Annotated in this window: 21 protein-coding genes and 1 tRNA gene; 9 read left to right on the top strand and 13 right to left on the bottom strand. The window is 40.6% G+C overall.

Translation table 11 applies throughout. The features are described from left to right. Position 1 precedes the first annotated feature (1 nt). The gene (locus tag B3600_RS02285; protein ID WP_286751944.1) at positions 2 to 2,020 is read left to right on the top strand and encodes a urocanate hydratase; all 2,019 of its coding nucleotides are present in this window, start codon (positions 2 to 4) and stop codon (positions 2,018 to 2,020) included. Next, on the top strand, positions 2,017 to 3,039 hold the full coding sequence (gene hutG / locus B3600_RS02280; protein ID WP_286751943.1) for a formimidoylglutamase: 1,023 nt from the start codon (positions 2,017 to 2,019) through the stop codon (positions 3,037 to 3,039). The genes B3600_RS02285 and hutG overlap by 4 nt, the downstream gene beginning before the upstream one ends. Before the next feature lie 66 nt (positions 3,040 to 3,105). Here hutG and B3600_RS02275 read toward each other — a convergent pair whose 3' ends face one another. Further along, positions 3,106 to 3,387 (bottom strand): GNAT family N-acetyltransferase, encoded by a 282-nt coding sequence (locus B3600_RS02275; protein ID WP_286751942.1) that lies wholly within the window; start codon positions 3,385 to 3,387, stop codon positions 3,106 to 3,108. 179 nt (positions 3,388 to 3,566) lie between these two features. Between B3600_RS02275 and B3600_RS02270 the strand changes: the two genes are divergently transcribed. Further along, positions 3,567 to 5,027, top strand: coding sequence for an exonuclease domain-containing protein (locus B3600_RS02270; protein ID WP_286751941.1), 1,461 nt, complete (start codon positions 3,567 to 3,569; stop codon positions 5,025 to 5,027). A 560-nt stretch (positions 5,028 to 5,587) separates the two neighbouring features. Here the strand turns inward: B3600_RS02270 and B3600_RS02265 are convergent. The 6 genes from B3600_RS02265 to B3600_RS02240 all read right to left on the bottom strand — a co-directional run bounded on the left by B3600_RS02265 (position 5,588) and on the right by B3600_RS02240 (position 14,333). Then, positions 5,588 to 6,709, bottom strand: a complete 1,122-nt coding sequence (locus tag B3600_RS02265; protein ID WP_286751940.1) for an acyltransferase family protein — start codon at positions 6,707 to 6,709, stop codon at positions 5,588 to 5,590. A gap of 66 nt (positions 6,710 to 6,775) precedes the next feature. Then, entirely contained in the window at positions 6,776 to 8,326 is a 1,551-nt protein-coding gene (locus B3600_RS02260) for a RagB/SusD family nutrient uptake outer membrane protein (protein ID WP_286751939.1), read from the bottom strand. Between the two features lie 18 nt (positions 8,327 to 8,344). Next, the gene (locus B3600_RS02255) at positions 8,345 to 11,617 is read right to left on the bottom strand and encodes a TonB-dependent receptor (RefSeq protein ID WP_286751938.1); all 3,273 of its coding nucleotides are present in this window, start codon (positions 11,615 to 11,617) and stop codon (positions 8,345 to 8,347) included. 35 nt (positions 11,618 to 11,652) lie between these two features. Beyond that, complete coding sequence (locus B3600_RS02250; protein ID WP_286751937.1) at positions 11,653 to 12,792, bottom strand: FecR family protein; 1,140 nt, start codon at positions 12,790 to 12,792, stop codon at positions 11,653 to 11,655. Between the two features lie 67 nt (positions 12,793 to 12,859). Beyond that, positions 12,860 to 13,417 carry an RNA polymerase sigma-70 factor gene (locus B3600_RS02245; protein WP_112374094.1) on the bottom strand — a complete coding sequence of 186 codons (558 nt, stop codon included), beginning with the start codon at positions 13,415 to 13,417 and terminating at the stop codon, positions 12,860 to 12,862. 211 nt (positions 13,418 to 13,628) lie between these two features. Continuing rightward, complete coding sequence (locus B3600_RS02240) at positions 13,629 to 14,333, bottom strand: TIGR00730 family Rossman fold protein (RefSeq protein ID WP_046673602.1); 705 nt, start codon at positions 14,331 to 14,333, stop codon at positions 13,629 to 13,631. A gap of 114 nt (positions 14,334 to 14,447) precedes the next feature. Between B3600_RS02240 and recR the strand changes: the two genes are divergently transcribed. Next, positions 14,448 to 15,062, top strand: a complete 615-nt coding sequence (gene recR / locus B3600_RS02235; protein WP_046673482.1) for a recombination mediator RecR — start codon at positions 14,448 to 14,450, stop codon at positions 15,060 to 15,062. Here the strand turns inward: recR and B3600_RS02230 are convergent. From B3600_RS02230 to B3600_RS02220, 3 genes are read right to left on the bottom strand one after another with little or no spacing between them, the layout of a single operon-like run. Beyond that, positions 15,059 to 16,255, bottom strand: a complete 1,197-nt coding sequence (locus B3600_RS02230; protein ID WP_236560205.1) for an oxygenase MpaB family protein — start codon at positions 16,253 to 16,255, stop codon at positions 15,059 to 15,061. The genes recR and B3600_RS02230 overlap by 4 nt on opposite strands. Further along, positions 16,240 to 16,593 carry a hypothetical protein gene (locus B3600_RS02225; protein ID WP_046673481.1) on the bottom strand — a complete coding sequence of 118 codons (354 nt, stop codon included), beginning with the start codon at positions 16,591 to 16,593 and terminating at the stop codon, positions 16,240 to 16,242. The genes B3600_RS02230 and B3600_RS02225 overlap by 16 nt, the downstream gene beginning before the upstream one ends. A gap of 14 nt (positions 16,594 to 16,607) precedes the next feature. Beyond that, entirely contained in the window at positions 16,608 to 17,222 is a 615-nt protein-coding gene (locus tag B3600_RS02220) for a hypothetical protein (protein WP_070563987.1), read from the bottom strand. Between the two features lie 389 nt (positions 17,223 to 17,611). Here B3600_RS02220 and B3600_RS02215 point away from each other — a divergent pair, with 389 nt between their 5' ends. After that, positions 17,612 to 18,463 (top strand): AraC family transcriptional regulator, encoded by an 852-nt coding sequence (locus B3600_RS02215; protein WP_286751936.1) that lies wholly within the window; start codon positions 17,612 to 17,614, stop codon positions 18,461 to 18,463. A gap of 76 nt (positions 18,464 to 18,539) precedes the next feature. Then, positions 18,540 to 19,796, top strand: coding sequence for an amidohydrolase (locus B3600_RS02210; RefSeq protein ID WP_286751935.1), 1,257 nt, complete (start codon positions 18,540 to 18,542; stop codon positions 19,794 to 19,796). 81 nt (positions 19,797 to 19,877) lie between these two features. On the opposite strand, the gene B3600_RS02205 is transcribed toward B3600_RS02210, so the two are convergent. Further along, positions 19,878 to 20,465 (bottom strand): hypothetical protein, encoded by a 588-nt coding sequence (locus B3600_RS02205; RefSeq protein WP_286751934.1) that lies wholly within the window; start codon positions 20,463 to 20,465, stop codon positions 19,878 to 19,880. Positions 20,466 to 21,011: 546 nt separating this feature from the next. Here B3600_RS02205 and B3600_RS02200 point away from each other — a divergent pair. After that, a tRNA-OTHER gene (locus B3600_RS02200) sits at positions 21,012 to 21,073 on the top strand. A gap of 14 nt (positions 21,074 to 21,087) precedes the next feature. Here B3600_RS02200 and B3600_RS02195 read toward each other — a convergent pair. Beyond that, entirely contained in the window at positions 21,088 to 21,270 is a 183-nt protein-coding gene (locus B3600_RS02195) for a hypothetical protein (protein ID WP_046673477.1), read from the bottom strand. Positions 21,271 to 21,480: 210 nt separating this feature from the next. On the opposite strand from B3600_RS02195, the gene B3600_RS02190 reads away from it, so the two are divergent. Further along, on the top strand, positions 21,481 to 22,575 hold the full coding sequence (locus B3600_RS02190) for a slipin family protein (protein WP_286751933.1): 1,095 nt from the start codon (positions 21,481 to 21,483) through the stop codon (positions 22,573 to 22,575). Between the two features lie 102 nt (positions 22,576 to 22,677). Then, a complete protein-coding gene (locus B3600_RS02185; protein ID WP_286751932.1) occupies positions 22,678 to 24,099 on the top strand; it encodes an RtcB family protein in 1,422 nt (473 codons plus the stop codon). 60 nt (positions 24,100 to 24,159) lie between these two features. Here B3600_RS02185 and B3600_RS02180 read toward each other — a convergent pair whose 3' ends face one another. Beyond that, a complete protein-coding gene (locus B3600_RS02180) occupies positions 24,160 to 25,452 on the bottom strand; it encodes a chloride channel protein (RefSeq protein ID WP_286751931.1) in 1,293 nt (430 codons plus the stop codon). Positions 25,453 to 25,494 lie beyond the last annotated feature (42 nt).

Below are 25,494 nucleotides of genomic sequence, written 5' to 3'. Positions count from 1 at the left end.
CATGGAAGATACATTTAAGAACGAGGTGGCGGAAGGTATTCCGACCGTATTGCCCCCAAAAGTAGAGCGAGATCATACCATAAGTCATGCCCCCCGACGAAAGGATATTCTCACCCGGTCGGAAGAGAAGCTGGCTTTACGGAACGCATTACGCTATTTCCCCAAACAATGGCATACCGTTTTAGCACCTGAATTTTTAGAGGAGCTCCGTAGTTACGGCCGAATCTACATGTACCGCTTTAGGCCCCAATATGCGATGCACGCTCGACCGATAGCTGACTATCCAGCAGGGAGTAAGCAGGCGGCAGCGATTATGTTGATGATTCAGAATAACCTTGATCCGGCTGTAGCCCAACATCCCCATGAACTGATTACGTATGGTGGGAATGGAGCTGTTTTCCAAAATTGGGCTCAATATCGGCTCACCATGCAGTATCTTTCTCAGATGACAGATGAGCAAACTTTACATCTCTACAGTGGTCATCCGATGGGTCTTTTCCCGTCGTCACAACATGCACCACGTGTTGTTGTAACGAATGGCATGATGATTCCAAACTATTCGAAACCGGATGACTGGGAGCGTTTTAACGCCTTAGGTGTTACGCAATATGGACAGATGACAGCAGGTTCCTATATGTATATTGGTCCCCAGGGTATAGTACATGGCACCACAATTACTGTCATGAACGCTTTCCGAAAACACTTAGCAGCAGATGATACAATTCAGGGCAAGGTATTTTTGACTTCTGGCTTGGGGGGAATGAGTGGCGCACAACCTAAAGCAGGTAATATTGCCGGCTGTATCACCGTATGCGCTGAAATAAATCCCGCTGCGGCAAAGAAACGGCATGAACAAGGTTGGGTAGACCGATTGATCGAAAACATCGATGAACTTGTTGAACAGGTACGGTTGGCGATGGATCAAAAGGAGACCGTATCCTTTGCCTATATCGGTAATATTGTCGAAGTGTGGGAAGCCTTTGATAACGAAAATATCCGCATCACTGTCGGATCTGATCAGACATCATTACATAATCCTTGGTCTGGAGGCTATTATCCGATGGGGCTGACCTTTGCAGAATCGAATGCTTTATTGGCGAGTGATCCTGATCGATTTAAGCAATGCGTACAAGAAAGCTTGATACGGCATGTCGATGCCATCAATAAGCATGTATCCAAGGGAACCTATTTCTTTGATTACGGTAATGCATTTCTATTGGAAAGCAGTCGCGCTGGTGCAGCGGTATGGAATGACGATAAGGATCAATTCCGCTACCCATCTTACGTACAAGATATTCTTGGCCCAATGTGTTTCGACTATGGTTTTGGACCTTTTCGGTGGGTTTGTACGTCTGGAAAGGCTTCGGATCTTCAAAAATCAGACGAAATAGCCATGACAGTTTTGGAAAATCTCCGAACAGAAGCCCCAACGGAGATTCAGCAGCAGATGCAAGATAATATACAATGGATTAAAGAAGCTGGAAAAAATAGACTTGTGGTAGGCTCTCAGGCACGTATCCTTTATGCAGATTCCAATGGACGCATTGCGATAGCAAAGGCTTTTAATGACGCTGTAAAAAGTGGCTTGTTTGAAGCACCTATTGTATTGGGAAGAGATCATCATGATGTGAGCGGTACCGATTCACCTTATCGGGAAACAAGCAATATCTACGACGGCAGTCAATTTACAGCAGATATGGCAATTCATAATGTCATCGGAGACAGTTTCCGGGGGGCTACCTGGGTCTCTATCCACAATGGCGGTGGAGTCGGTTGGGGTGAGGTTATCAACGGAGGCTTTGGTCTACTACTAGATGGCTCTGAAGAAGCAGCTGTTAAATTGGAAAAGATGTTGTATTTTGATGTCAATAATGGGATTGCTAGGCGCGCTTGGGCTAGAAATAAGGAAGCTAATCAGGCGCTAGATCGAGCAATGGAGAGAAACACAACATTGCAAGTTACCCGCGCGCAACTTGTAGATGACGATATTATTGAACAATTATTTGATCAGAGCGAATGAACTTTTTGTTGAATAATCCAGAAATATATAGTAAAGGTGACCAAGCGGTATGGAAGGGGCGTACTGATGGCCAGGATCGTGAATGGATGCGTTGGCATCAATTAATGGATTGTGTTGATCTTCTCGAGCAGCCTGATTTAAGACAGTCCTTCGCTTTTCTGGGATTCTGTAGCGATGAGGGGGTCGGACGCAATCAAGGTCGTGTAGGAGCCAAGGACGGACCCACAGCACTTCGGAATGTCTTAACAAACCTTCCTGTACATTTTTCAGATAAATTACAACTTAAAGATTGTGGTGATATATTGATAAAAGACAGTGATTTAGAGCTGTCGCAGCAGGGTTTATGTTGTGCCTTAAATTGTATTCTTGAACAAGAAGGATTTCCAGTCATCTTGGGTGGCGGCCATGAAGTAACCTATGGCCATTATTTGGGTGTTAAAGAATTTCTTAAGAGCCGTGATCAAAGTCTAGGCATTATTAATTTGGATGCCCATTTAGACATCCGTCCATTGCAGGACGGCAAAGGGAATTCGGGAACGGGCTTCTATCAAATCGAGCAGGACCAGTCTAATGCAGGTTTGCCATTTCATTACCTGGCAATTGGTATTCAAGAAATTAGTAATACCAAAGGATTGCTCGACTATGCCAAAGCGAAGAAAGTACAGATTATAGGGCGAGAGGGTCTGGTCGTTGAGAAACTTGATTTCATTCGCGACAAAATTGTACGTTTTGCCAAATCAGTAGATTATGTATATTTGACGGTTGATCTTGATGCTTTCGCTGCAGCTTATGCGCCTGGAGTGAGTGCATTGGCATTTAACGGTATAGTCCCTGATCATTTGTTTTTTACAATCTATGATATTCTACTGGATCTGCCCAATGTAAAATCTGTCGATTTTGCTGAATTTAATCCCCATTTTGATATCGATTCCAGAACGGCCAAATTAACAGCTGATCTGATTTTTAAGTTGATAAACAAGCTTGCCATTAAATTTGATCAGCAACTGCCCGGCAGGTAAACGGGAGAAAAAGATGGTTAGATTGCGACAACAAACTAACCATCTTTTTTCATTGGGGTCGAGGACTTAAAAAAGTACATCGGCTAATGTCGGATCCTTATCAAAAACTGATTTTGCAAAAGGACATAAAGGCATAATTTTTAAATTTTCTTTACGTGCATAAGTCACTGCCGCCATCAATAGCTGTTTTCCTAGCCCTTTTCCTGCATATTCAGAGCTTACTTCCGTATGGTCTATAATGAATTTTGTAGGACCAGCCCAGGTATAAGTCATTTGTGCAACTGACTTTCCCTGATCGATAACCTCAAAGCTACCATGTTTATCGTCATTTTTTTGTATTACTTCCATGAGCATGAATTTAATTTAAGAAAAGTACAAAATAAACAAAATCCAGCAATATATAACATGGCATTAGTTGAGAAAAACAGCTGTTTTACCAGTTAGATGGCATAATTCGCTTTTGTGTTTTGTAAAATTGCAGTGATTCTTTTAAATAGCTAATATTTTTAGTATGTTTGCTTTGCGTTATGAGTGTAAATCAAAGCAAAAGACAAGAATTTGCCATTGTGGACATAGAGACTACAGGTGGCCATGCAAAATCGAGCCGGATCACCGAAGTTGCCATTGTTATTCATGATGGTAACCAGGTTTTGGAACGTTGGGAGACCTTGGTTAATCCAGGGAAAGAAATTCCAAATTCAATTTTTGCGCTTACGGGAATAGACAATGATATGGTGAAAGATGCTCCATTATTTGATCAAGTTGCCGAACACATTTATGGAATGCTCAAAGACCGTATTTTTGTTGCGCATAATGTAAACTTTGATTATTCATTCATTCGGTTTCAGCTTCAGGAATCGGGCTTCGAGTGGTCAGCAATAAAATTATGTACAGTACGCTATGCCCGAAAAATCAAGCCCGGATTATTGTCCTATAGTTTGGGACGTCTATGTGATTATTTAGATATCCCAATTGAAAATAGACACCGTGCGGGTGGCGACGCCGATGCAACAGCCATTCTCTTTGCTTATTTGAAAGTGCTAGATACCGAACAGGTATTTCAGGATATGATTAAACATAAAGCGCTAGACCAACGTTTTCCACCGCATTTAAATCCCTTGGAATATGAACAATTGCCCAATGAGCCCGGGGTCTATTATTTTCATGACAAAGCTGGAAAAGTAATTTATGTTGGCAAGGCTGTAAATATAAAAAAAAGAGTATTGTCCCATTTTACAGGGAATAATATTCAAGCGCAAAGGCAACATTTCTTAAAAGAAATTCATCATATAAGTTATGAGTGCTGCGGAACTGAGCTGATGTCATTGTTATTGGAATGTGCGGAAATTAAAAAGTTCTGGCCAAAATATAATAGGGCACTTAAACGGTATGAGCCTAAATTCGGTTTATTTTCTTATGAGGACCAAAATGGCTATCTCCATCTGGCTATAGGGAAGACGACAAGGGGACAAGCATGTATTCAGCTGTTTCAGCGTGAATATGACGCTATTCAGTTGCTGCAAAGCTTTATTCAGCATGACGCTATTAATCCGCAATTTTGTCAGTTTGGGCACGCCAGTTTGTCTACGAAATCCATCAAGAAGACCGAATTGCCCGATCGAGACCTACACAATACCCGGGTGGAACGTTGTATTGAGGATTGGCTCAAACAGCAACCATCCTTTGTATTGATCGATAAAGGACGTAATTCCGATGAAAAAAGCTGCATTGTCATTGAAAATGGCGTTTTTTATGGAATGGGATATATAGATCAATACGGCCAGTACAACGAGTTTGAAGATATAAAAGGACAAGTTAAAAAATATCAGAGCAATCACTACATGATGGAATTGGTCAAAATGGCAGCAGAAAGACATCCCGCTAAAGTACATTTCTTAACAAAATCAAAGATTTTACCTGACGTTGCGGCAGAGCCTACTTTCTCTTACGAGAAATTGGCCCCGAATAGTCTTTTTAATTTCTATTAATAGCATATTCAATTTATATTTTGGGAATTTTTTCCGTTTAGTCATTTCAATCTCAGTAATCTGTTAAAGAAATGTGAAATCGCAAATCGCGCGCGATTTTGGTCCAATAGTTGAAATATTCTTTGTGTAGAATATTAAAAAAAGACTTTTCATAATTTAGGTTAATAATTGGTTAGTTAAAAACCTGGGGCTCCCAACCTCAGGTTTTCTTTTTTTTATATTTCCGAACAAGAATTTTAGGTGAAGTATTCCTTTTATTTTGATTATTCAAAATAAATCAGTGTTTTTTTTTATTTGAAGTGTGTGTTTCAATTTATTGGTTTTCAATTGATTAATATTTGTCCCCCTTTTGTCCCCCTAAGTTTTTTCTCTCTATAGTTAGTTTAAGTTACTTTAGTGTCAGCGTACTGTAATAGCGGAATTAGTAAAACAAAGATGGGGCGTTTTCTAAAAGTAGCTGCGGTATATCTTATCCATATCTTTATATATAAAAAGGGCCTTTGGCCCTTTTTTTTATTCCTAATTCAGATTCACTTATTTTAACCCAAAGATACCTTGACCTAGATTTTGATATAGATATTTTTCTTTCGTAAATAATAGGCGATCAACCAATTCAAAGCGACAAATAGCAATGCAAATAGGGCGGAGGATAATTGTTGGTTTTGCCAACCATCAAACAGGAAATGATAGCTAAAGTTCCAAAGGTTTTGATGTTTATCCCCAATGAGAATAAATGAACAAATCGTAGGGATTAGTCCGCTAAGACAATAAATAAATAGTGTATTCTTACCAAAATCGTCAAAGACAGTATAAAATATCCCTCTGATGTTTTGAAATTCGATGAGATAGATTAATATACCAAGAAAAGAGATGGCAATACCCGTTGTGAATACGCAGTAACTGCTGGTCCAGATTTTCTTATTAATAGGAAAAGCAAATGACCATAGATAGCCCATTAAAATAAAGACCAGGCCTACGACAAATAGGGTCATCAGCTCCCTTTTGCCTGTCAGTTTTTGAATAATGTATTTTCCCGTGATATATCCGAATATCGTTTGACTGATGGCTGGAAATACGCTCCAGATATCCTCTGGATCAAACGCTGTTCCTTCGCCGTGATAAAGGTGGGATGCACCAAAGATTCGGATATCCAGTGTCGTTCCAAACCAACCATCCAGACTATAGGCATCTGCTGGATTACCGTAATAGCAAATTAGCCAATAGATGGGTAGGAGCAAGATACTAATAACTGCAGCACCTTTATCTCTAAAATAGTATAATATAATTGCCGTGCTGAAATAGCAGATTGCAATACGCTGCAGCACCCCAAAATACCTGTACTTGGCAAAGGGAATCCACTCGAGCTGGTGAAGACTATTCCATTCCACAAAGGGGAAAATATTTAAAAACAGACCAAGTAGAAAAAGTATGATTGTTCTCTTGAGAATTTTATTCCAATATAGTGTGGGGGCTAACTGGTCGCTGTTTTTTAAAGAAAATGCCATGGAGTTTCCGACAGCAAATAAAAAAAATGGAAATATGAGATCTGTAAACGTGCATCCATGCCAGATGGAATGTTCAAGTTGAGGAAACACATGATGATAGTTGCCAGGATTATTGACGAGAATCATAGCCGCGAGTGTAAACCCACGGAAAATATCCAGTGATTTAAAACGAGTCATAATAAAGTGTATTGGTAAAAAAGGCTGTTCAAGGATACTCCTTTGAACAGCCTATGCTTGGTCTAATTAATAGCCTGGATTTTGAGTCAGGCTCGGGTTTGCCTGCAGTTCCAATAATGGTATTGGAAGGAGCAGGCTATTTTGGTTAAAATTATACTTAATCAACGTAGGGCTACTCTGCTTGCCGTTATCGCATGTAAATTTGATTTCATTTAATTTATTCATCACATCTACTGTGACACCATAACGGTTTAAATCATCCCACCGTTGCCCTTCGAAAGCTAGTTCTAATCGGCGCTCGTTGAGAATGATGGCCTTTAGGGCACTGGAGCTGATACCGGATAAATCGGCGAGCCCTGCGCGATGACGGATGACATTAAGGGTATTTATTGCCCCTGAAGTATTTCCCAGTGCGTTTTGAGCTTCTGCTTTGAGCAGAATGATGTCCGCAAGTCGTAAAAGGTAAAAATGATCGCCACTTTGGAAGCTATTGGCATGTTTTTGCTTTACGTTAAATGGGATTTCTGTCGCAGCATCTCCGCAGGGATTCCAAAATTCATCCGCCCAAGGAACTGAATAGAACCAAATGTTGGCGTTCTTTCGTTCGGTGTCGCCAGCATTGTCATAAGCTTCGACAAGATCTTTCGATGGTGTTCCATATCGGCGCCATTCGTTTTCGTTGATTTTGCCATTTTCATCAAGATCCGGGAAAAAGAATGCGCCACCCCAGCAGCTTAGATTGGGACTGCCGGCGATATAGGGAATCTCAATGATAGATTCACTATTATAGTTGTGTTTGCCGTCAAAAAGATCCGCATAGTTTTGAAGGAGCTGGTAACCACCTTTTCCAGTGATCACTGCATTGGCGTATTGCAATACCTTATTGTAATCCCGATCAGGGCGTTGTGCCCATATCTTGGTCAGTAAGGCATTTGCAGCCCCTTTTGTTGCTCTGACCTTGTCAATGGAAGGTTGCCCACATCCATCGGGTAGGTTGTTTGCAGCAACTTGCAGATCCGAATCGATAAAATCATAAACCTCGGCTACAGTTGATCGCTTGATGCGTAATACTTCTGCATCTGTACTGTTGGAGTGTTTTTCCAAGGGCACACCACCATAAAGCTTGACCAATTGATAATAATGAAAGGCCCTTAAAAATGAAGCTTCTCCAAGAATTTGTTTGCGTCTTTCATCCGAAAAAGTAGGATCTGTGACCTTATCAACGTTGTCAATAACGATATTGCATTTTGAGATTGCTCCATACAGTTCTTCCCAGTCCCTGCGTACCATTTCATTGGTATTGGTGATGTTATTATAGTCAATTTGTGCAAAATCTATTTCGCCACCACCGGCAGCATGGGCATTATCAGAGCGAATATCTGTTTGCAGAATCATTTCCCATTGATAATAATTGGCATTGCTCCCTGGACGAGTGCCATTGCCTATAAAAGAATTATAGGCTCCGTTTAATGCTTTCTCAATATTGTCTCCTGTGAGATAGGCATTTTCGCTCGTTACCGTGGAGGTAGGCTGAAGATCTAAAAACTTTTTGCAGGAATTTAGAGTAAGCGATGTCAATAAGGCTATGGCTAATGACGTATATCTAGTTGATTTCATTTTTTGTAAGCTAAAAGGTTAAAAAGTTAGGTTTAAACCAACAATAAAGGTGCGTGCCTGCGGCGAAGTACCAAAATCGATACCGGGCGCCATATTGGAGCTCACGGTTTGCTGATTAGTTCCCCCATACATGCTTACCTCAGGATCCAAACCTGAGTATTTGGTGAATGTTAACAGATTCTCGCCCGTCACGTAAAAACGGACCTTATTGAGCTTCCATCTTTCAAGCACTTGTTTAGGTAGCGTATAGGCCAAGGTCATCGATTTTGCCCTGAGGTAGGAACCTTTCTCTACAAAACGGGAGGAAATTTGTGAATTGTAGTTGTCATCTGTATTGTTTAGATCTGGACGTGGCATAGTACTATTTTTGTTATCAACAGTCCATCTGTTTAACACGGCAACACTTTGGTTTCTCGGTTCCCACATACCTTCTGTATAAATGCGCGTCGCATTAAGGATATCATTTCCCTGTACCCCCTGTAAGAAAAAGGAAAAGTTGAAGTTCTTATAGCTGAAATCATTGGTAATGCCATAAGAGAATTTTGGTGTAGCATTCCCGATGATAGCCATATCACTCGTTTGAAGACCTGCTTCCGGATCAGCCATCTGATAGATCATATCTCCGGTCTCTGGATTGACGCCTTTTGCGATATAGCCCCAGAAGGACCCCAATGCAACGCCTTCTTTTGCAATCGTACTATTACCCCGACCATCGATATTTCCGTCATAATAGGTTCCGCCATCAATATTCAGGACTTTATTGCGATTGAGCCCAAAGGTCACAGTTGTATTCCATTTGAAATCGTGAACGAAATTTCGGCTACTCAATTCGAATTCGAAACCTCTATTTTGTAGGTCGCCGAGGTTTTTCAGCGCAGTTCTATAGCCCGAACTGTACGGAACCCTTGAGTTGAGAAGTAGGCCTACAGTCCTTTTTGCATAATAATCTGCACCAAATATCAATCTCGAATTAAAGAAACTGGCATCCACACCAATATCGGTCTGATTTGTTGTTTCCCATTTTAAATTGGGATTGTCCAGGGTAGCAGGCGTATAACCGGGTACAACTTGGTCGCCGATGTTATATGATCCTGTCACGTCGACTAAACCGAGATAGGAAAAGGCCGGAATTTGGCTATTTCCAACTTTACCCCAACTCGCACGGATTTTCAAATCGTTTATGGTGTTTTTCAGCGAACTGAAGAAATCTTCATTGGATAAACGCCAACCGGCAGAGAAAGAAGGGAAGTAGCCCCACCGGTTATTTGGGCCAAATACAGATGATGCGTCAGCCCGCAGATTTGCTGTAAATAGGTACTTGTCGTTATAATCATAACCAATTTTTGCGATGCCAGATACAGTGGATACAGCGGCGTCTACTGCCGTAGGCATCGCTGTGATCATCGAACCTCCATTGACGGTATGGATTGCTGGATTAGCAAAATTTTGCGTAGCAATATTCGAGGTTGTTGTTTGTGTTTTCGTTGTAATGTAGCCTAATAAGCCTGTAAAGTGGTGCTTGTCACTAAAGGTTCTATTATAGTTTAATGTATTTTCGGACATCCAATACTGATTGTCCTGCTGCTGGAGCGTTGCCATACCCTTATATTTTCGACCTTCCGTTGTACGAAAAGGATCTACGAAACTGCGGTACTGGTTGTTAAATTTCTCATACCCAAACAGCGATTTGAATTTTAGTCCAGGTAGGATATTGGCTTCCACAAAGGCATTTCCTGTAAATCTGTTGTTGATATAGCTGTGCTCGTTACCTGTTGCCAATGCAACGGGGTTGTCAAGATCTGTATAGAATGGATCCACTGTGAAAGCACCTTTATCGCCATATATGCCGATTACTGGAGAGCCCAGATAAGCGTTCATGATGACTCCATTTCGGGAGTTCTCGGTAATGTCCACGTCGTACCAACGGTTGTACGATAAGCTGGTCCCCACCTTAAAGATTTTATTGATCTGATGATCCAAATTAATCTTGAAATTGACCTTGTTTACTGTATTTGTGATGACCGTACCATTATCTTTTTGATAAGATCCCGAGATGTAAAACCCTGTCTTTTCATCTCCACCGCGTACTGAAGCCTGGTATTTTTGGCTGTGACCGGTGCGGAATAGCTGATCTGGCCAGTTTGTATCAGCGGTATATTTCGACCAATCCAAGGCTTCTCCCATCTCAGTCATTAATTCTCTATATTGTGCCGCATTTAGAACACTAGGCTTTTTTCTGATGGCTGAAAATCCTTGATAGGTTTCGAAATTTACCTGTGTCTTACCGTTTGTTCCTCTTTTGGTTGTAATCAATACAACGCCATTTGCGCCAGAAGATCCATAGACAGCGGCTGAAGCAGCATCCTTTAATACAGAAATGCTTTGAATATCGGATGGATTGAGCTCCGATATGTTTTCAGTAGGAACACCATCTACAATGTATAATGGATTGCTACCTGCAGTAATTGTTGAAGTTCCGCGAACGCGAATAGAGAAGCCAGCTTGAGGTTGTCCGGAAGATTTTACAATTTCCACCCCCGCCATTTTGCCCTCCATAGCACTCGCTAATTGGGTCACAGGGCGATCTTCAATATCTTTTGTACTCATGGTTGCAATGGCTCCCGTGATGTCTTTTTTCTTCTGTGTTCCAAAACCGACCACAACGATCTGTTCCAGTTGGTTGTTGGCAGTTTTTAGCTGTATATTGAGGTAACTATTGGAACCTACCGTACTACTGATAGTCTCATAACCTATTGAACTAAAGCTGAGTTGATGGGTAGTAGTCGCTTCAATAGAAAACTCACCTTTACTGTCTGTTTCCGTTTGTTTACCTGTTGTTGTATTGCGGATGGTGACTCCTGTTAATGCTTTACCGTCGCCATCGGTAACGCGCCCTTTGACAAGCTGTTGTATATTGATCGTGTTTCTTAAAGGTATGTCATCTATTTTCCTTTTTAGGACAATGGTGTTATTGACAATTTTGTATGAATACGACAGTTCTTTCAGGTTGTCATCCAGAATTTCAACAATAGAACCATCTTTATGGTTTATGCGGATTTTTTGGTTATCATTTATCTGTGAGTTATCGTACAGGAACACATAAGAACTCTGACGCTCGATTTCTTTAGCAAACTTTGCCAAAGTGTATTCCTTGTCTTGTAACTTGATTTTAGATTGGTTTACATTCGCCATCGCCAAATTATTTGCATGGGAAACGCATTGGATAGCAAGTAAAGCAGCAAATAGTTTTGCCTTTTTACCAGCCCCTTGGATGGTTTTAAGTTTATACATAATTAGTTGGGTAAGTTTGTTTTATATTAGATAATTTAGAGTTCAACTTCAATTTTATTGTTTTCCAATCGGCATTTTATATCCAGAAAGTTGAGGGTCTCAACCAGTTGCTGGGCAGTTGAATTGCGTTTTATCTTACCTGTCAGTTCACGCTTTTCATTTGTTCCTTTATACACGATATCCACATTATACCAGCGTTTTATGGCGGCAAGCGCATCTTTAATGGGTGTCGATTCGAAATAGAAAAAACCATTTTTCCAGGCCATTGCTTCTTCGATATTGGCTTCTGCTACGATAAGATTCCCGCCAGTGGTAAATGCTGCTTGACCAGGTTTCAGCATTTTTGACTTACCGAATTGCGAGACTTGTACAGAACCGGCTATAAGTGTGGTTTTATTGTTTTCATTTGGATAAGAGCGTACATTAAAATGGGTTCCGAATACACGAATGGTCTGTTCGTTGGATCGCACATAGAAGGGGCGCTTGCTATCGTGGCTGACCTCAAAATAGCCCTCCCCAGATAATTTTACTTCCCGGCTATTCGACGCAAAAGATTCAGGAAACGTCAGCACGGATCCAGCATTTAGCCACACCTTACTGCCATCGGCCAAAATGATCGTATACTCTGTTCCAATCGGGGTTTCAATGGTATTGGTACGGCTTGTAGCAGTATTCCTGCTGGCTGTAAATTGATATTGCACGGTTCCGGAAGCAGTGGTAATTACTTTCACCTGTTCATCCTGATGGAGGACGCGCTGTTGCTGGGCAGAAAGATCAATTTTAGTTCCATCGGCTAAAGTTAATACGGCCGCCTTAATGCCCGGGTGAACCTGTTGTTGCATCTTCACGGCTACCCGCTGGCTATCTCCAGATGTTCTTTTAACAAGGTAAAGGGGTAATATAAACAACAGTGCCAAAGCAGCAGCTATTCCACCCAACTTCACCCGTTGCGGAATTCGCCTGATTTTTGACGCTTGGATTTCCTGCTTTATATTGGAAAATAACAGCTCTTTGAGTTGTTGTTCATCGGTTGCCAGCCCCTCAGGAATAGAGAGAGGTTCGCCATTACTTGTTTCATACCACTCTTGCAATTCGGCTTCCTCTTCAGGGGTACATGTGCCTTGAAGCCATTTGTAAGCCAATTGCTTTATCCGGAATTGATTATGATCAACCATATTTAGGGGTTATTTATATATAGAGTCCCTAGATTGGGTTGATACCCTGACAAGAAGAGAAAAAAAATCACAAAGTAATCAGAAAGCGCTGAATACCAGCGCGTATTTTTTTTAAGGCACGGCTTAATTGGGTTTCGACCGTTTTCACAGAGATGTTCATGTGCTCAGCGATCTGTTTATAAGTGAGTCCTTCTTCGCGGGATAATTTGAAAACAAGCTGGCATTTTTCGGGCAGTTCCGAAACAAGCTGATCCAGCCGAACTCGAAGTTCTTCAAACTGAAGCCAATCTTCCGTCGAGTTATCGAAATCGGCCCATTCCGTATCGTGTTTAAAAGCTTCCTGCTTGTATTGTTGCGCCAGATATTTAAAGACTTTGTATTTAACGGCCACAGCGAGGTAGGAGGCGAGATTGCTTTCAATTTGGAGTTGATGGCGTCTCAGCCAAAGCGAAGTAAAGATGTTTTGTACGATTTCCTGCGCGTCTTCCAGCGAATTTGTTTTGCGCGCAGCCTGGTAATAAAGCTTTTTCCAATAGCGATCATACAAAGCTTCGAAAGCTAAGCTATCGTCTTGTTGAACCAATACAATCAACTCTTCATCTGAATGGCCTCCAAAATCTTTCATGCAAGACAATAATTTGTTTTTCTACGGTTAACGACGTGTAATGCGAATCGCGCTATAAATGTAGGGACTAAATTAGCAATAATGCAACTTTAATCTGTAAAAGCTGGTTTTGAACAGCTAAATACCTATTTTACAAAGACCAAGGGGAGGGCAAATAGGCAAAAAAAAAGAGTATCTGTTGATTCAGGTACTCTTTTTTTACGGGTACTTCTTAGAAGTTTGGTTTCAACAAGTATTTGTCGTAGAATCGGAAAATATGATCCGCAGCCTCTTCGGCAGTATCGACAATACGGTATAGTTTCAAATCTTCTTCGCTGATATATTTGTTAGGAATCATTGTATTCTGAACCCAGTCCATCAACCCTTTCCAATATTCAGAGCCAACCAACACGATCGGAAAACGTGCAATTTTGCCGGTTTGAATCAATGTGATTGCTTCAAAAAGCTCATCCATGGTTCCAAAGCCTCCTGGCATAACAATATAACCCTGAGAATACTTCATGAACATCACTTTTCTGACGAAAAAGTACTTGAATTCAAGTAGTTTGTCGCGATCAATATATTTGTTGTGAAACTGCTCAAATGGTAATTCAATATTTAGACCAACAGACTTTCCTCCGGATTCATAAGCACCTTTATTGGCTGCTTCCATAATTCCAGGTCCACCGCCCGAGATAATACCATAACCGCGTTCTGTCAATAAACTGGCAATATCGACCGCCATTTGATAATATTTGTGTTCACGTGGCGTACGTGCCGATCCAAATATCGATACACAGGGACCAATTTTTGCCAATTTCTCAAATCCGTCCACAAACTCTGACATCACTTTAAAAATCTGCCATGAGTCCTTAACTTTAATTTCCTGCCATGTTTTGTTTTCAAATGCGCGGATAATTTTATCTTCTTTTGTAATGTCCATATATAACGTTATACATTTAATTCTAAATTCCAATTTTTCAAAAAGGAATACAATATAGCTATTTTTTTAATAGTAGCTACTTTTTCTGATTATTCTTACATTTGCATTATGAATTTTTCTTCTAAACTTCTTGAGAATGCCGTCGCTGAATTTGGAAAACTACCAGGCGTAGGGCAAAAGACAGCATTACGACTGGTTTTGCATCTGCTGAAGCAATCCGATGCGGATGTAGCCCGTTTTACAGCCGCTATTGATCGCTTGAAAGAAGATATTCAGTATTGCCAGGAATGTTTCAATATTTCGGATCACAGTATATGTGAGATATGTGCCTCCTTTAAACGTGATAAAAGCTTGATTTGTGTTGTGGAAGATACACGTGATGTGATGGCCATTGAAAATACAAATTCCTATCAAGGTGTATATCATGTATTGGGTGGGTTAATTTCGCCAATGGACGGTATTGGTCCTGCGGATCTAAAAATTGAGGGATTACTCAATCGAATTCAAAGAGGTGAGGTGGAAGAAGTTATTCTGGCACTTTCAGCAACAATGGAAGGGGATACCACCATTTTTTATTTATATCGCAAATTGCGTGAGTTTGATGTTAAAATTACAACCATTGCCCGCGGTATAGCCTTTGGTGGTGAATTGGAATATGTGGATGAACTGACCTTAGGACGGTCCATTGCGACACGGGTGCCTTACGAGCGCAATGTTGGTTAATTGTATTTCAGATAGATTTGTTTCACACCCTCGTGTATCTTTCTTCCTTTGTCAATCTGTTGTTGTCGCCATAGGCTGTCGGTGATCATATGATTTGCTTTTTTATTTTTTAAGATATTCACATAAGCGATTTTACCGAGTACCGTTTTCCTTAAACCAAGTAATGAACACGAATAGTCTCCCAATAGATAATGATTGTAGTAGAGATGAATTTCACGCATAAGCTTTCGTCCCCATTTGTTTGTGGGGTAGGCTGCTTTAATGGGCTCTTCCATGAGCGCTTTTGCTAAGGCTAAACTATCCTGATCTCCTGATTGTTGGGTCATCGTCCAATAATACAACGCTTCAATAGCTTGCTCCTCGGTGTCGGGTAGCAATTGCGTGGGAATGCCCAGCAATGTCCCGATAAATTTCCAAACATGGAATAAACCATCAACCTCGCTTTTCAATATATTGAATTTCATGCGTTTTAGCCCTGTTAGATAAACAAGAGAGAATCCGAGGTTGGTCGCAAGCATATCCCAAGTGTTTAAAGGGATGCCCCATTTTTCTGTTTGCCACTGACCGTGCTTTAGAATATTTAACCGAGCATACGAATGGATACATCGGGTAAGTAGGATGGCCTCAATGCCGATATTACCCTTTTTCAGTGCATTGTTACCTGTGACGTCAACCCAAAAGGTGACCGTTTCGGTGAGCCTTTTGACAGCACCTTTTTTTAACGCACCTGTAAAAATTAGGGGTTTATTGATGGCACTGGATTCATAGCCCCCCATGAGGACATAGTCCCGTAATACGACAAGTCCTGATAAGCCCGAACGTTGGCTGAGGCCAATGCCTTGCTCTATTTTATCCCAATCTAACCAAGAGGGACTGAGATCCAATGTCTGTAGAAAATTCTGCAATATGGGTTCGTATGCTGCATCAATAGGCTTTCCTGCAAGTGCATCTTTAAGCAGTTGTTGACCTTGAGGGAAACCAATTTTTAGGTGGAGCTGTTCGACAAGCTGGTCGCAGCTATTGTCAAATTGATCGAGTAAAGGTACAAATTGATCGGCAGCAGCGATCGAAGGTTTAGTCGGCAATTTGCGAAGCAATTCCACGCCAAGACCTCTCGACCAATAGAAAGAAAATGAACTTGTATTAACTTGATAACGCTCGGGTATTCGCCTCTCTTTTATTGAGTTGTCCAAGATATATAACCTCCTGTTAATGTGATTGTATTGTTCGATTTATTGAATTTAAAGTCTATATAATCCGTTTGACAAGATAAAAGATCACTGCAGCAAAATTGACGGTCAATTTTAAAATGAAGTCTAAAAGAGCCGCCTGTCTGATCAGCAAAAAAAGTCAGCCTGCTGACGCTAAAGTCACTTAAATGCGGGCCGCCATCTTTATCTTCCAATTGATCGATAACGTAATCATTGATTTCTTTCTGATGTTTGTCGACGAATGGTAGGAGCTCTTGATCGGTGAACGGTATGATTAAACTGTCTTTTTCTATCGCTATTCTGATGCTAATTTCTGCCATTTTATTATAGTGTGCTAATAAAGATCTCTCCAGTTTGGGATATATAGATTGAAAATTGCTTCTGTTTCCTTTCGGGTCTTATCCGCAAATTTACAGAAAGCCTTTAGAATAATTAGATTGATGTGTTCTTTTTTAAAATCTATGAGTCGATTTGAAAATTGAAATCCACCTTCAACGATTCTAAAATCACTTTTGGGTAGTTTTCGGATGGTCACTGTTGCCACATCATATATATCCAATTGCTCCTCCCAGTAAGCAATTTGCTTGACGACTTCATGGTAGAGTAATTCCTGGCACCATTTGTACAGTAAGTTCAAGGTATTTGTGTTCTTCTTTTGATATACACATATGCTCGTTGCTGTCAATTCAACAGTTGGTAGCATTGCGGACGGATAAATCTTGACCAAATAAGGTTTTCCAAATAGGTAGTAGGGATCTTCCAGATAGGAATAGGATGAATCTTCCGATTTATTTTCTGGAGGATTTAGCTTAATGTACTCTTTGAGGAAAGCAACATCGCAATGCGCTGGAGCGTATACACGATAGGGTGATGAACTACCTAGAATCTGGATGTAATCTTTATTCCAAAGTACTATTTCGTAAAATATACTCCCTATTTCAATTTGCATGTTTCGATCTTAAAGTTGGAAATGAGGCATAGGCATTCGACCTAAATCAGACCCTATAAACTATTTCAAAGTAACGTTTTTTTGATATTAATCAATAATGATAATCGTAACAATTTCTGTCAATAATTGCGGGCAAGCTTAAGGGCTTCGTTAGAAAAAATGATAGCCTATTAGTAATCAACTTCGGACTGTAAGCAGTATGTCTATATGATGAAGCCACGGTAATTGCACATAAAAAATGTGGACTCAACGTGGACTTACTGTGGACTCACTGTGTTTACAGTACGAAGCTGGTCATAAGTTGGAAGTAATTTTTAGTATTGTTACCAGCTCTCACTAGCTTTTGTTTTTTGTTTTAATATTTAGATACTATCTTTGGAATACTGTTTATGTATCAACCCAACGACCATTTTCCAATACTAGATCTGCAAAAATTCCAGGAAGGGATTATTGCGGATTGTGACCTGCTTTTTCACGAACTTATTGGTCCTCGGGAAATTAATGAACCGCATAAACATGATTTTTTTATTCTCTTATTATTTGAAGAGTCTGTAGGTACGCATACCATAGACTTCGATCACTTTACGCTTGGATGTAATCAATTACATCTCGTTTTTCCAGGTCAGGTACATCAGTGGAAGATGGACGACTCGACCCATGCATTGCAGCTCATGATCAGCAGACGTTGGTTCGAAAGCTTATTACCTGCATTGCGATTTCCTATTTCTTATTATCTAAAGCATTTGGTCATTGATCTTTCAGTGATCCACTTTCAGTCGCTATTGGCAGAATTTAAAGCAATTGCAGCTGATCTAGCGGACGACCATATCCTATGGGAATTGATTTACGCGCGGGTTAAAGTAATCGCCCTTCTGATTAGCAAGATCGTTCAGGATAATTATCATGATTATGAACAACCTCAGGATAATCCGATTGTGGCAAAATTTGTTCAGCTTATCGATGAATGGTATAAAAGTGAAAAATCCGTTGCTTTTTATGCCGAGAAGCTAAATATATCCGCAAACTATCTGAATGTGTTAAGTAATCGGGTGTTACACAAGTCAGCTTCATTTTTGATTCAGGAACGCGTGTTATTGGAAGCAAAGCGCTTGCTTAAAATTTCGGATAAAACGATCAAAGCTATTGTCTTTGATCTGGGATTTTACGATAATGCAAGCTTCAGCAAGTTTTTTAAATGCCATACAAATATGACACCAAGTCAGTTTAAAGCGCAGCCATAATTTCTACACAAGCTGTGATAATTCATACAACGATCATTGTCCCAAATCACTTAGCTTTGGTGAAAATGATTTAAGCATGAATGAAATCAATCAAAATCAAGATACTTATTTGTTGAGGAACGTATTGCTAGAAATAGGCTTTCTTTATGAGAAGGAAGAAATTGTTGCTACGAAAACGGCATTATTTGATATTCAAATCGAGGCAAATAAAATAAAAAATATAGAGCCAGCGCAATCGGGGATTGACGGAAAAGGCTTTGACATGAAAGGTAAATTGGCCTTACCGCCATTCCGTGACATGCACATTCATTTGGATAAAACTTTATACGGCCTGCCCTGGAAGGCGGTATTTCCAAAAAACAGGACTGTAAAAGATATGATTGCCAAGGAACAGGTGATTATTCCTGAATTGTTGAAAACGTCTGTTGAACGGGCCGAAAAATTGATTGCGCTATTGCAGGGCTACGGAACTAATTTTGCGCGTACACATTTTAATGTAGACCCAACATCGGGGACGAAGTCATTGGAACATCTGTTACAGGCACTGGAACATTTAAAGTATTCCTTTGCTGCAGAACTGGTCGCATTCCCCCAACATGGTCTATTCTATACAGAATCCGCGAAGTTATTGGAGGAAGTTGCAAAATGGGAACAGGTGGATTTTATCGGTGGTTTGGATCCCTTTAGTATTGACGGCAGTATCGAGAAACCGATGGACTTGACGGTTCGACTTGCATTGGACAATAACAAGGGAATCGATATCCACTTGCATGAAGGTGGAGAATCAGGTGTTAAGACTATGGAATATTTGATTGATAAAGCATTGGAAAACCCCGCATTACAGGGACGCACATTTATCAGTCATGCTTTCGCCTTAGGCTACCTGCCGAAAAAAGACTTAGAACACATGGCCGAACGACTGGCAGAAGCGAAAGTCGGTATATGCAGTTCGGTTCCTTTCCGCAATATGTTGATGCCATTTCGGGAACTGAAAAAGGCGGGAGTGGAAGTTTTTGTGGGGAACGACAATGTTCAGGATCATTGGGGTACTTTTGGTAGTGGTAATATGCTTCAGAAAGCCAATCTAGCCGCGCAATTATATGGTTATGAAACTGAATTCGAGCTATCTCGTTGCCTTCGTTATGCGACCAATGGCAAAATCCCGCTTGATGACCACGGGAATTCGGTATGGCCGAAAGTAGGAGATGATGCTAGCCTTCTTTTTGTCGACGCGAGTTGTTCAGCAGAAGCAGTTTCTCGGATCTCGACCGTCCATGGGCTTATTCATCAGGGAAATCTCGTCAAATGGAACAATAGTTCACAGCTTGATTAAAATAGCACATAATAAGAACATTTGACATGCCAATTTATCGTCTGGGGAATTGGCATGCTCATTTTTTAGGAGGGATTACGGTTAATGTAGGAAAGTCGTCTTGCAGTAGTCTATTTTATAAGAACCTTGCTCATGGACCAATTGAACCTCGTTTTTGGTTCGGATATTATCGCCGTAATCAATAAATACGATAAACTTGCTCTCCGTTATTTTGTCGATTTTAACATCCTTGATATCCAATGCGTCGTCATTACCTCTTCCAAATAACCAGGTTTCCGCTGTATATAAGGGATAGATTTTTTCCCATTTAGCTTTGTAAGCTGCTTCAGCTTTGGGCAGTTCTTCATCTGTGAGGTTAGATGGCCCGTAAATTTCATTGGCATCTTTTAAGAACGCCTGAAAGCGTTTGGTACATAAGGCATCTTCTTTGTCCAGATAGTAACAATATTTGCCGGATACAGAACTTTTACATTTAAAAATCTCTTTTAACCAATCTTCCGCTTGCTGATGCTGAGCAATTGTCGTGTTTTGCTTCGCTGTGCCTGTGCCGTCGTTGATTAAAACCTGCTTTGCAGGATGTTCCACTGCAGTGCTTTTATGGTTTTTCGTTGGATTTATACAGCTCGCTAGCATGTAAAACAGCAGTATTGTTGCATACAAACTTTTCATCTTTTGATATCGTCTTTTATTTGGGTGTAAAATTAGGATATAAATCCCATAACACGATCACGGATTACCGCTATATTTCTACAGCATATTTGCCAAAAAATCCTATTTCCCATTCTGTTGAAATAAAGCAAAGCTCTGTGTGCCGATCGTGTGGCGTATAAACGCAATACATCTGCGTAGTTAAGAGTCCCTTGCTTCTTTCTGATGCTAATTATTTATTTTTAATTGCTGTATAACAGCATTTTATATTTTCTCTATATTTTTTTTACTTCTTTTTTTTCTTACGCAAATTCCCTGCGCATTAACCCAACGATATTTGTAATGTCAACAATGACAAACGTTCTTTGATGAAATTATAGCGAATAGCTTTAAGATATATACTTCTTGATGAAGTATTAAAGAAGCCTTTCTTCTTCAGTGGCATCCTGGTCACCTGTTTCAGTATAGCAGGTTAGTATTGTTCTCTATGAGAATCAATATACTGATAAAACGAGAAGTTGAAAGGAAAGTGCTCGTGTTAGAGGTTCGAGTCCTCTCCCGTAAAAAGGTAGCTCAAGGGTAGAGCAGAGCAGATAGTTGTGGGTCGTAGGTTCGATTCCTACTCCTGAGCAATCAGGATAGTTCAGTCTGGGTAGAACAACAGCTCAATCGTGTGGGTTCGAATCCCACTTCCATTTTCGGATGGAATAGCATAAGGGTATTGCACCGAACTGTCCATTCGGACATTCAAAGTTAAGACCTTCTTTAAAAAGGTCATTTGGTAGAAGCTTGCTATCTTTTTATCCTGCTTATGCGCTGTTTTCATGCGACTATGCAATTGATTGATGGCCTGAGATTCCTAAGATGTGGTATTTGAATTTATACTAAAAAGTCGTGACCAATAAGATGGGGTATTTGTTCACCGACTTTTGATTTTAAAAGCGGGTACTTGGGCTTTTGAATCCCGCTTGAGGTCAAGGGATAAAAAATAGCAGGTTTTATAATAGCAATAATGAAAATTTAAAAGAATATACAAATGAAAAGAGTACAGATAACTACAGCAGAAATCGGATTGGTTATTAAAAACAATATGGTGGTCCGTGTTTTAAAATCTGGTAACTATTGGTTGGGATTTGGTGAAAAACTGGAGAAATATACAACTACTCATCCATTTCCTTCCGATCGTAATATCGATGTGCTTTTGCAGTTGGCAGGTTTTAGTGAATTGGTCGACATCGTTGAGGTGGGCGATACGGAGATTTGTCTTGTTTTTTTGAATAATAATTTCGAAAAGACGTTAGCCTCCGGCAGACATGTTTTTTGGAAGGAATTGCGTGAACGCAGATTTCAACTGGAAGACATTGCGGAGATTGAGGTTCCGGCATCTTTAAATCGTCAGTTGTTGGAGAAACAGAGTTTGAGCTATTATGTACGTCAGTATAAAATTGAACCAAATGAGAAAGCCCTGTTTTTTGTAGACGGTGTGTTTGTGGATATCTTGAAGTCGGGAACGTATTATTGGTGGAAGAATGCAAAAACCATAGCGATTTCAAAAGCTGATATGCGGGTTTTGACCTTGGAGGTGGTAGGACAGGAGATCTTGTCTAAAGATAAAGCACAGATCAGAATCAATTTCACGCTGCAATATCAGATTGTGGATATTGTCAAAGCACTATTGAATAATAAAGACCACGAGAAGCAATTGTATTCGTTGATGCAGTTGACCCTACGGTCCTATATCGGGCAGATGACGTTAGACGAGCTGATGGAGCGGAAGACTGAAATACAAGGCTATATCTTAGAAAATACATTACAACAGGTTGCGAGCTTGGGACTAACACTGTTGACCTGCGGTGTTAAAGATGTTATTTTACCAGGGGATGTGCGGGACATCATGAACCAGGTGTTGATTGCAGAGAAGAGGGCGCAGGCAAATAGCATCATGCGTCGCGAAGAGACCGCTTCGACACGGAGTTTGTTGAATACGGCGAAACTGATGGAAGAAAACAGTATGTTGTTTAAGTTGAAGGAAATGGAATATGTCGAAAAGATCGCAGAAAAGATCAATACGATTTCGGTTTCCGGAAATGGACAGATTGTTGACCAACTCAAACAATTGTTTGTGAAATAAAAGATTATTAAATTGAAAGAGGTGCAGGTAGCAACGTAAAGAGCTGTTGTTACCTGCTTTGGAGGAGTTGTAAAGCTACTCTATAAATTAGAAAGTAAGAAAATGGAAAATAAGAGAATAAACGGCAATGACTTAATTGCTTTGGGATATAAAGAAAATCATAGCTTGGGAGTAGCGCTGAAGATCAACAGTAAAAGACACGGTTTTACGCGGGCAGAAATGCTTGAAAAGTTTAAAGCTGTTTTGGAAAATCCGACCAGCTATTCTGATGATGCTGTTTTCGGAATTTTAGCGAGTGCTCTGCTTGGGCAAGAGGCAATTGACAAGTCATTAATTGTCTTGAACGAAAAGCCGGCGGATTATACCATTTACGGTTCGTCTGAAATTGAAACAGGGGCGAAAGCACAGATGAATATCGCCATGAAATTACCAGTTTCGGTTGCCGGAGCATTGATGCCAGACGCCCATCAAGGATACGGATTGCCAATCGGAGGAGTTCTGGCGACAAATAATGCCGTGATCCCTTATGGTGTTGGTGTCGATATTGGCTGTCGCATGGCTTTGTCCATCTTTGATCTACCGGGTTCATTTGTGGAGCACAATATAATGACGCTGAAAGATATTATTCTACGAAACAGTAAATTTGGGGCTGGTAATGGATACCTGAGACATGAACGCGTAGATCATGCTGTACTGGAAAACAAATTATTCAATGAGAATAGTTTACTTTCCTCCTTGAAGGATAAAGCCTGGACCCAATTGGGCTCTTCCGGTGGGGGGAATCATTTTGTGGAATTTGGTATAGTCGAATTTGAGGAAAGAGATGAGGTTTTAAACATTGATAGCGGCAGTTATTTGGGTTTGTTGACACATTCGGGTTCAAGAGGAATGGGCGCTACCCTAGCAGCACATTATACCAAGCTGGCCAAATCCGTGTGTAAGTTACCTTATCAAGCGGAAAATCTGGCTTATTTGGACCTGGATAGCCATGAGGGACAGGAGTATTGGCTGGCCATGAATCTCGCTGGCGATTATGCGTCAGCCTGCCACGAAGTGATCCATGACAAGATCACGTTGGCTTTAGGAGCTGAATTGTTGGCGAAAGTTGAAAATCACCACAATTTTGCATGGAAGGAAACTTGGAATGGTCAAGATGTTATTGTACACCGAAAGGGTGCGACGCCCGCTGCAAAAGGGGTAATGGGGATTATTCCGGGCTCCATGGCGACACCAGGGTTTTTGGTTCGCGGAAAAGGGGAGTCGAATGCTATACAATCGGCATCTCATGGGGCAGGTCGACTGATGAGCCGTACACAAGCGATTAAAACCTTATCTTCCCATGACCTTCATGCGATGCTTAAAGATCAAGGTGTTATGCTGCTTGGAGCAGGGATGGATGAAGCGCCGATGGCCTATAAAGACATCCACACTGTCATGGCTTCACAAAAAGATCTTGTTGATGTCGTGGCAAAATTTTCGCCCAAGATTGTCCGCATGGCAGATGATGGGAGCAGAGAAGACTAATGGCAAGAAAAAGCGGCTCAGATTGATGTCTGAGCCGCTTTCGTATTTAATTTCTTTTGATTACCTGGCCGTCGCCACTTCCTTATAGGTGTATACGTTATAAGGATATAGTTTTTTAGCTAGCGTTTTCGCAATAAAACTGCTGATGAGTAGGGGGGCTAGTAATAAATATCCGGAAGGAACAAGACTTGCAATAATAAAGATCGCCGTGAAAGGTGCATGTATAGCCGCAGAAAGCATTGCTGCAGCACCAAAAAGGGCAAAATTAATAACCACCAATTGTGTGCCTAGATAATGGTTGCAAAGCTGTGCAAACAAAACGCCTAACAATGCACCTGTAACAATACTGGGGGCAAAAACGCCGCCGTCACCACCAGCACCTAGCGTCAGAGAAGCCACAAAAGGTTTTAAGAGAACAAGCAGGATCAACGGAAGAAAGTAAAGTAAATTGACAGAATCATGCAGACTGCTTTTTAGAATCTCTCCAAGACCATGATAGCTGTCGCCATAGAGTACCGGTAAGAAAAAGATAAATGTTCCAACGGTGATTGCACCCAAGTTGACACGGATAAAATTACTTTTTATGCCTGCAAAATAGGACTTCGCATAAATTACCGTTTTAGTAAAATATAATGCTAAAATCCCGCCAATCAATCCCAAAATAGCGACAAAAGGGATCGCTTGCCATCGCCATGCTTTTACCTCAAATGTAAACAAAGGACTTGCGTCAAGATAATAGACAAATACGGAAGCCAGGGCCATTGAAGTTAGTCCGCTAATGAGCAAGGTCTTGTTATATCTGCGTGCAATTACCTCAAAAGCAAAAAGAAAACCACCCAATGCACTTCCAAACAACAGGGTGACTCCAGCGATTACGCCAGCGCAGATCAACTCGGTTTTGTAAGCCCAAGCTGGATGTAATCGCTTATACGCTTGGTTACCCACCGTGGCTGATGCAACAACTGTAGAAACTTCAACACCGGTTGACCCACCAAAAACTACCGTTAGAAAACCATTGATATAATGTGAAGGAATCTTAAAAAAAGGTAAATGGTCTTTTCTTGTTTCCAGTGTCGTATAAATTTCTTTGATCCCTTTGTTTTTTCTGTTTTGAAAAGCGTATTTCCGTAAGAAGTAAATCGCTGTAATACCTATGCTGGGTAAAACAATAAAAAGTTTGGCATCCCAGGAAGATACACTTTCAAACAATTCTTCCTGTACATAAGCTGTGCTGTGTTTGAGGCTGTATGCCAATACACAACAAACGATACTGACGAGCGCTGAACTTCCAATTAATTTTAGATAGCTATATCGAACAACTTTTTTTCTGTATGTCGTATTGCCTTGCATCATGTTTTTCTTTAAATCGGCACAAAGGTAAGGGTTATTTAGTTT

It is taken from the genome of Sphingobacterium sp. UBA2480 (genome assembly GCF_002341965.1).
GTDB classification, from domain to species: Bacteria; Bacteroidota; Bacteroidia; order Sphingobacteriales; family Sphingobacteriaceae; genus Sphingobacterium; species Sphingobacterium multivorum.
The sequence above is the reverse complement of the archived record's forward strand: the minus strand, read 5'-3'. Positions and strand labels throughout refer to the sequence as shown.

Coding starts and splice junctions, on each gene's coding strand:
- B3600_RS02195 (WP_046673477.1), bottom strand. CDS start 21,270: ATGAAAACAGCGCATAAGCAGGATAAAAAGATAGCAAGCTTCTACCAA.
- B3600_RS02205 (WP_286751934.1), bottom strand. CDS start 20,465: ATGAAAAGTTTGTATGCAACAATACTGCTGTTTTACATGCTAGCGAGC.
- B3600_RS02250 (WP_286751937.1), bottom strand. CDS start 12,792: ATGGTTGATCATAATCAATTCCGGATAAAGCAATTGGCTTACAAATGG.
- hutG (WP_286751943.1), top strand. CDS start 2,017: ATGAACTTTTTGTTGAATAATCCAGAAATATATAGTAAAGGTGACCAA.
- B3600_RS02215 (WP_286751936.1), top strand. CDS start 17,612: ATGTATCAACCCAACGACCATTTTCCAATACTAGATCTGCAAAAATTC.
- B3600_RS02285 (WP_286751944.1), top strand. CDS start 2: ATGGAAGATACATTTAAGAACGAGGTGGCGGAAGGTATTCCGACCGTA.
- B3600_RS02220 (WP_070563987.1), bottom strand. CDS start 17,222: ATGCAAATTGAAATAGGGAGTATATTTTACGAAATAGTACTTTGGAAT.
- B3600_RS02255 (WP_286751938.1), bottom strand. CDS start 11,617: ATGTATAAACTTAAAACCATCCAAGGGGCTGGTAAAAAGGCAAAACTA.
- B3600_RS02275 (WP_286751942.1), bottom strand. CDS start 3,387: ATGGAAGTAATACAAAAAAATGACGATAAACATGGTAGCTTTGAGGTT.
- B3600_RS02210 (WP_286751935.1), top strand. CDS start 18,540: ATGAATGAAATCAATCAAAATCAAGATACTTATTTGTTGAGGAACGTA.
- B3600_RS02225 (WP_046673481.1), bottom strand. CDS start 16,593: ATGGCAGAAATTAGCATCAGAATAGCGATAGAAAAAGACAGTTTAATC.
- B3600_RS02270 (WP_286751941.1), top strand. CDS start 3,567: ATGAGTGTAAATCAAAGCAAAAGACAAGAATTTGCCATTGTGGACATA.
- B3600_RS02185 (WP_286751932.1), top strand. CDS start 22,678: ATGGAAAATAAGAGAATAAACGGCAATGACTTAATTGCTTTGGGATAT.
- B3600_RS02180 (WP_286751931.1), bottom strand. CDS start 25,452: ATGATGCAAGGCAATACGACATACAGAAAAAAAGTTGTTCGATATAGC.
- recR (WP_046673482.1), top strand. CDS start 14,448: ATGAATTTTTCTTCTAAACTTCTTGAGAATGCCGTCGCTGAATTTGGA.
- B3600_RS02260 (WP_286751939.1), bottom strand. CDS start 8,326: ATGAAATCAACTAGATATACGTCATTAGCCATAGCCTTATTGACATCG.
- B3600_RS02265 (WP_286751940.1), bottom strand. CDS start 6,709: ATGACTCGTTTTAAATCACTGGATATTTTCCGTGGGTTTACACTCGCG.
- B3600_RS02190 (WP_286751933.1), top strand. CDS start 21,481: ATGAAAAGAGTACAGATAACTACAGCAGAAATCGGATTGGTTATTAAA.
- B3600_RS02245 (WP_112374094.1), bottom strand. CDS start 13,417: ATGAAAGATTTTGGAGGCCATTCAGATGAAGAGTTGATTGTATTGGTT.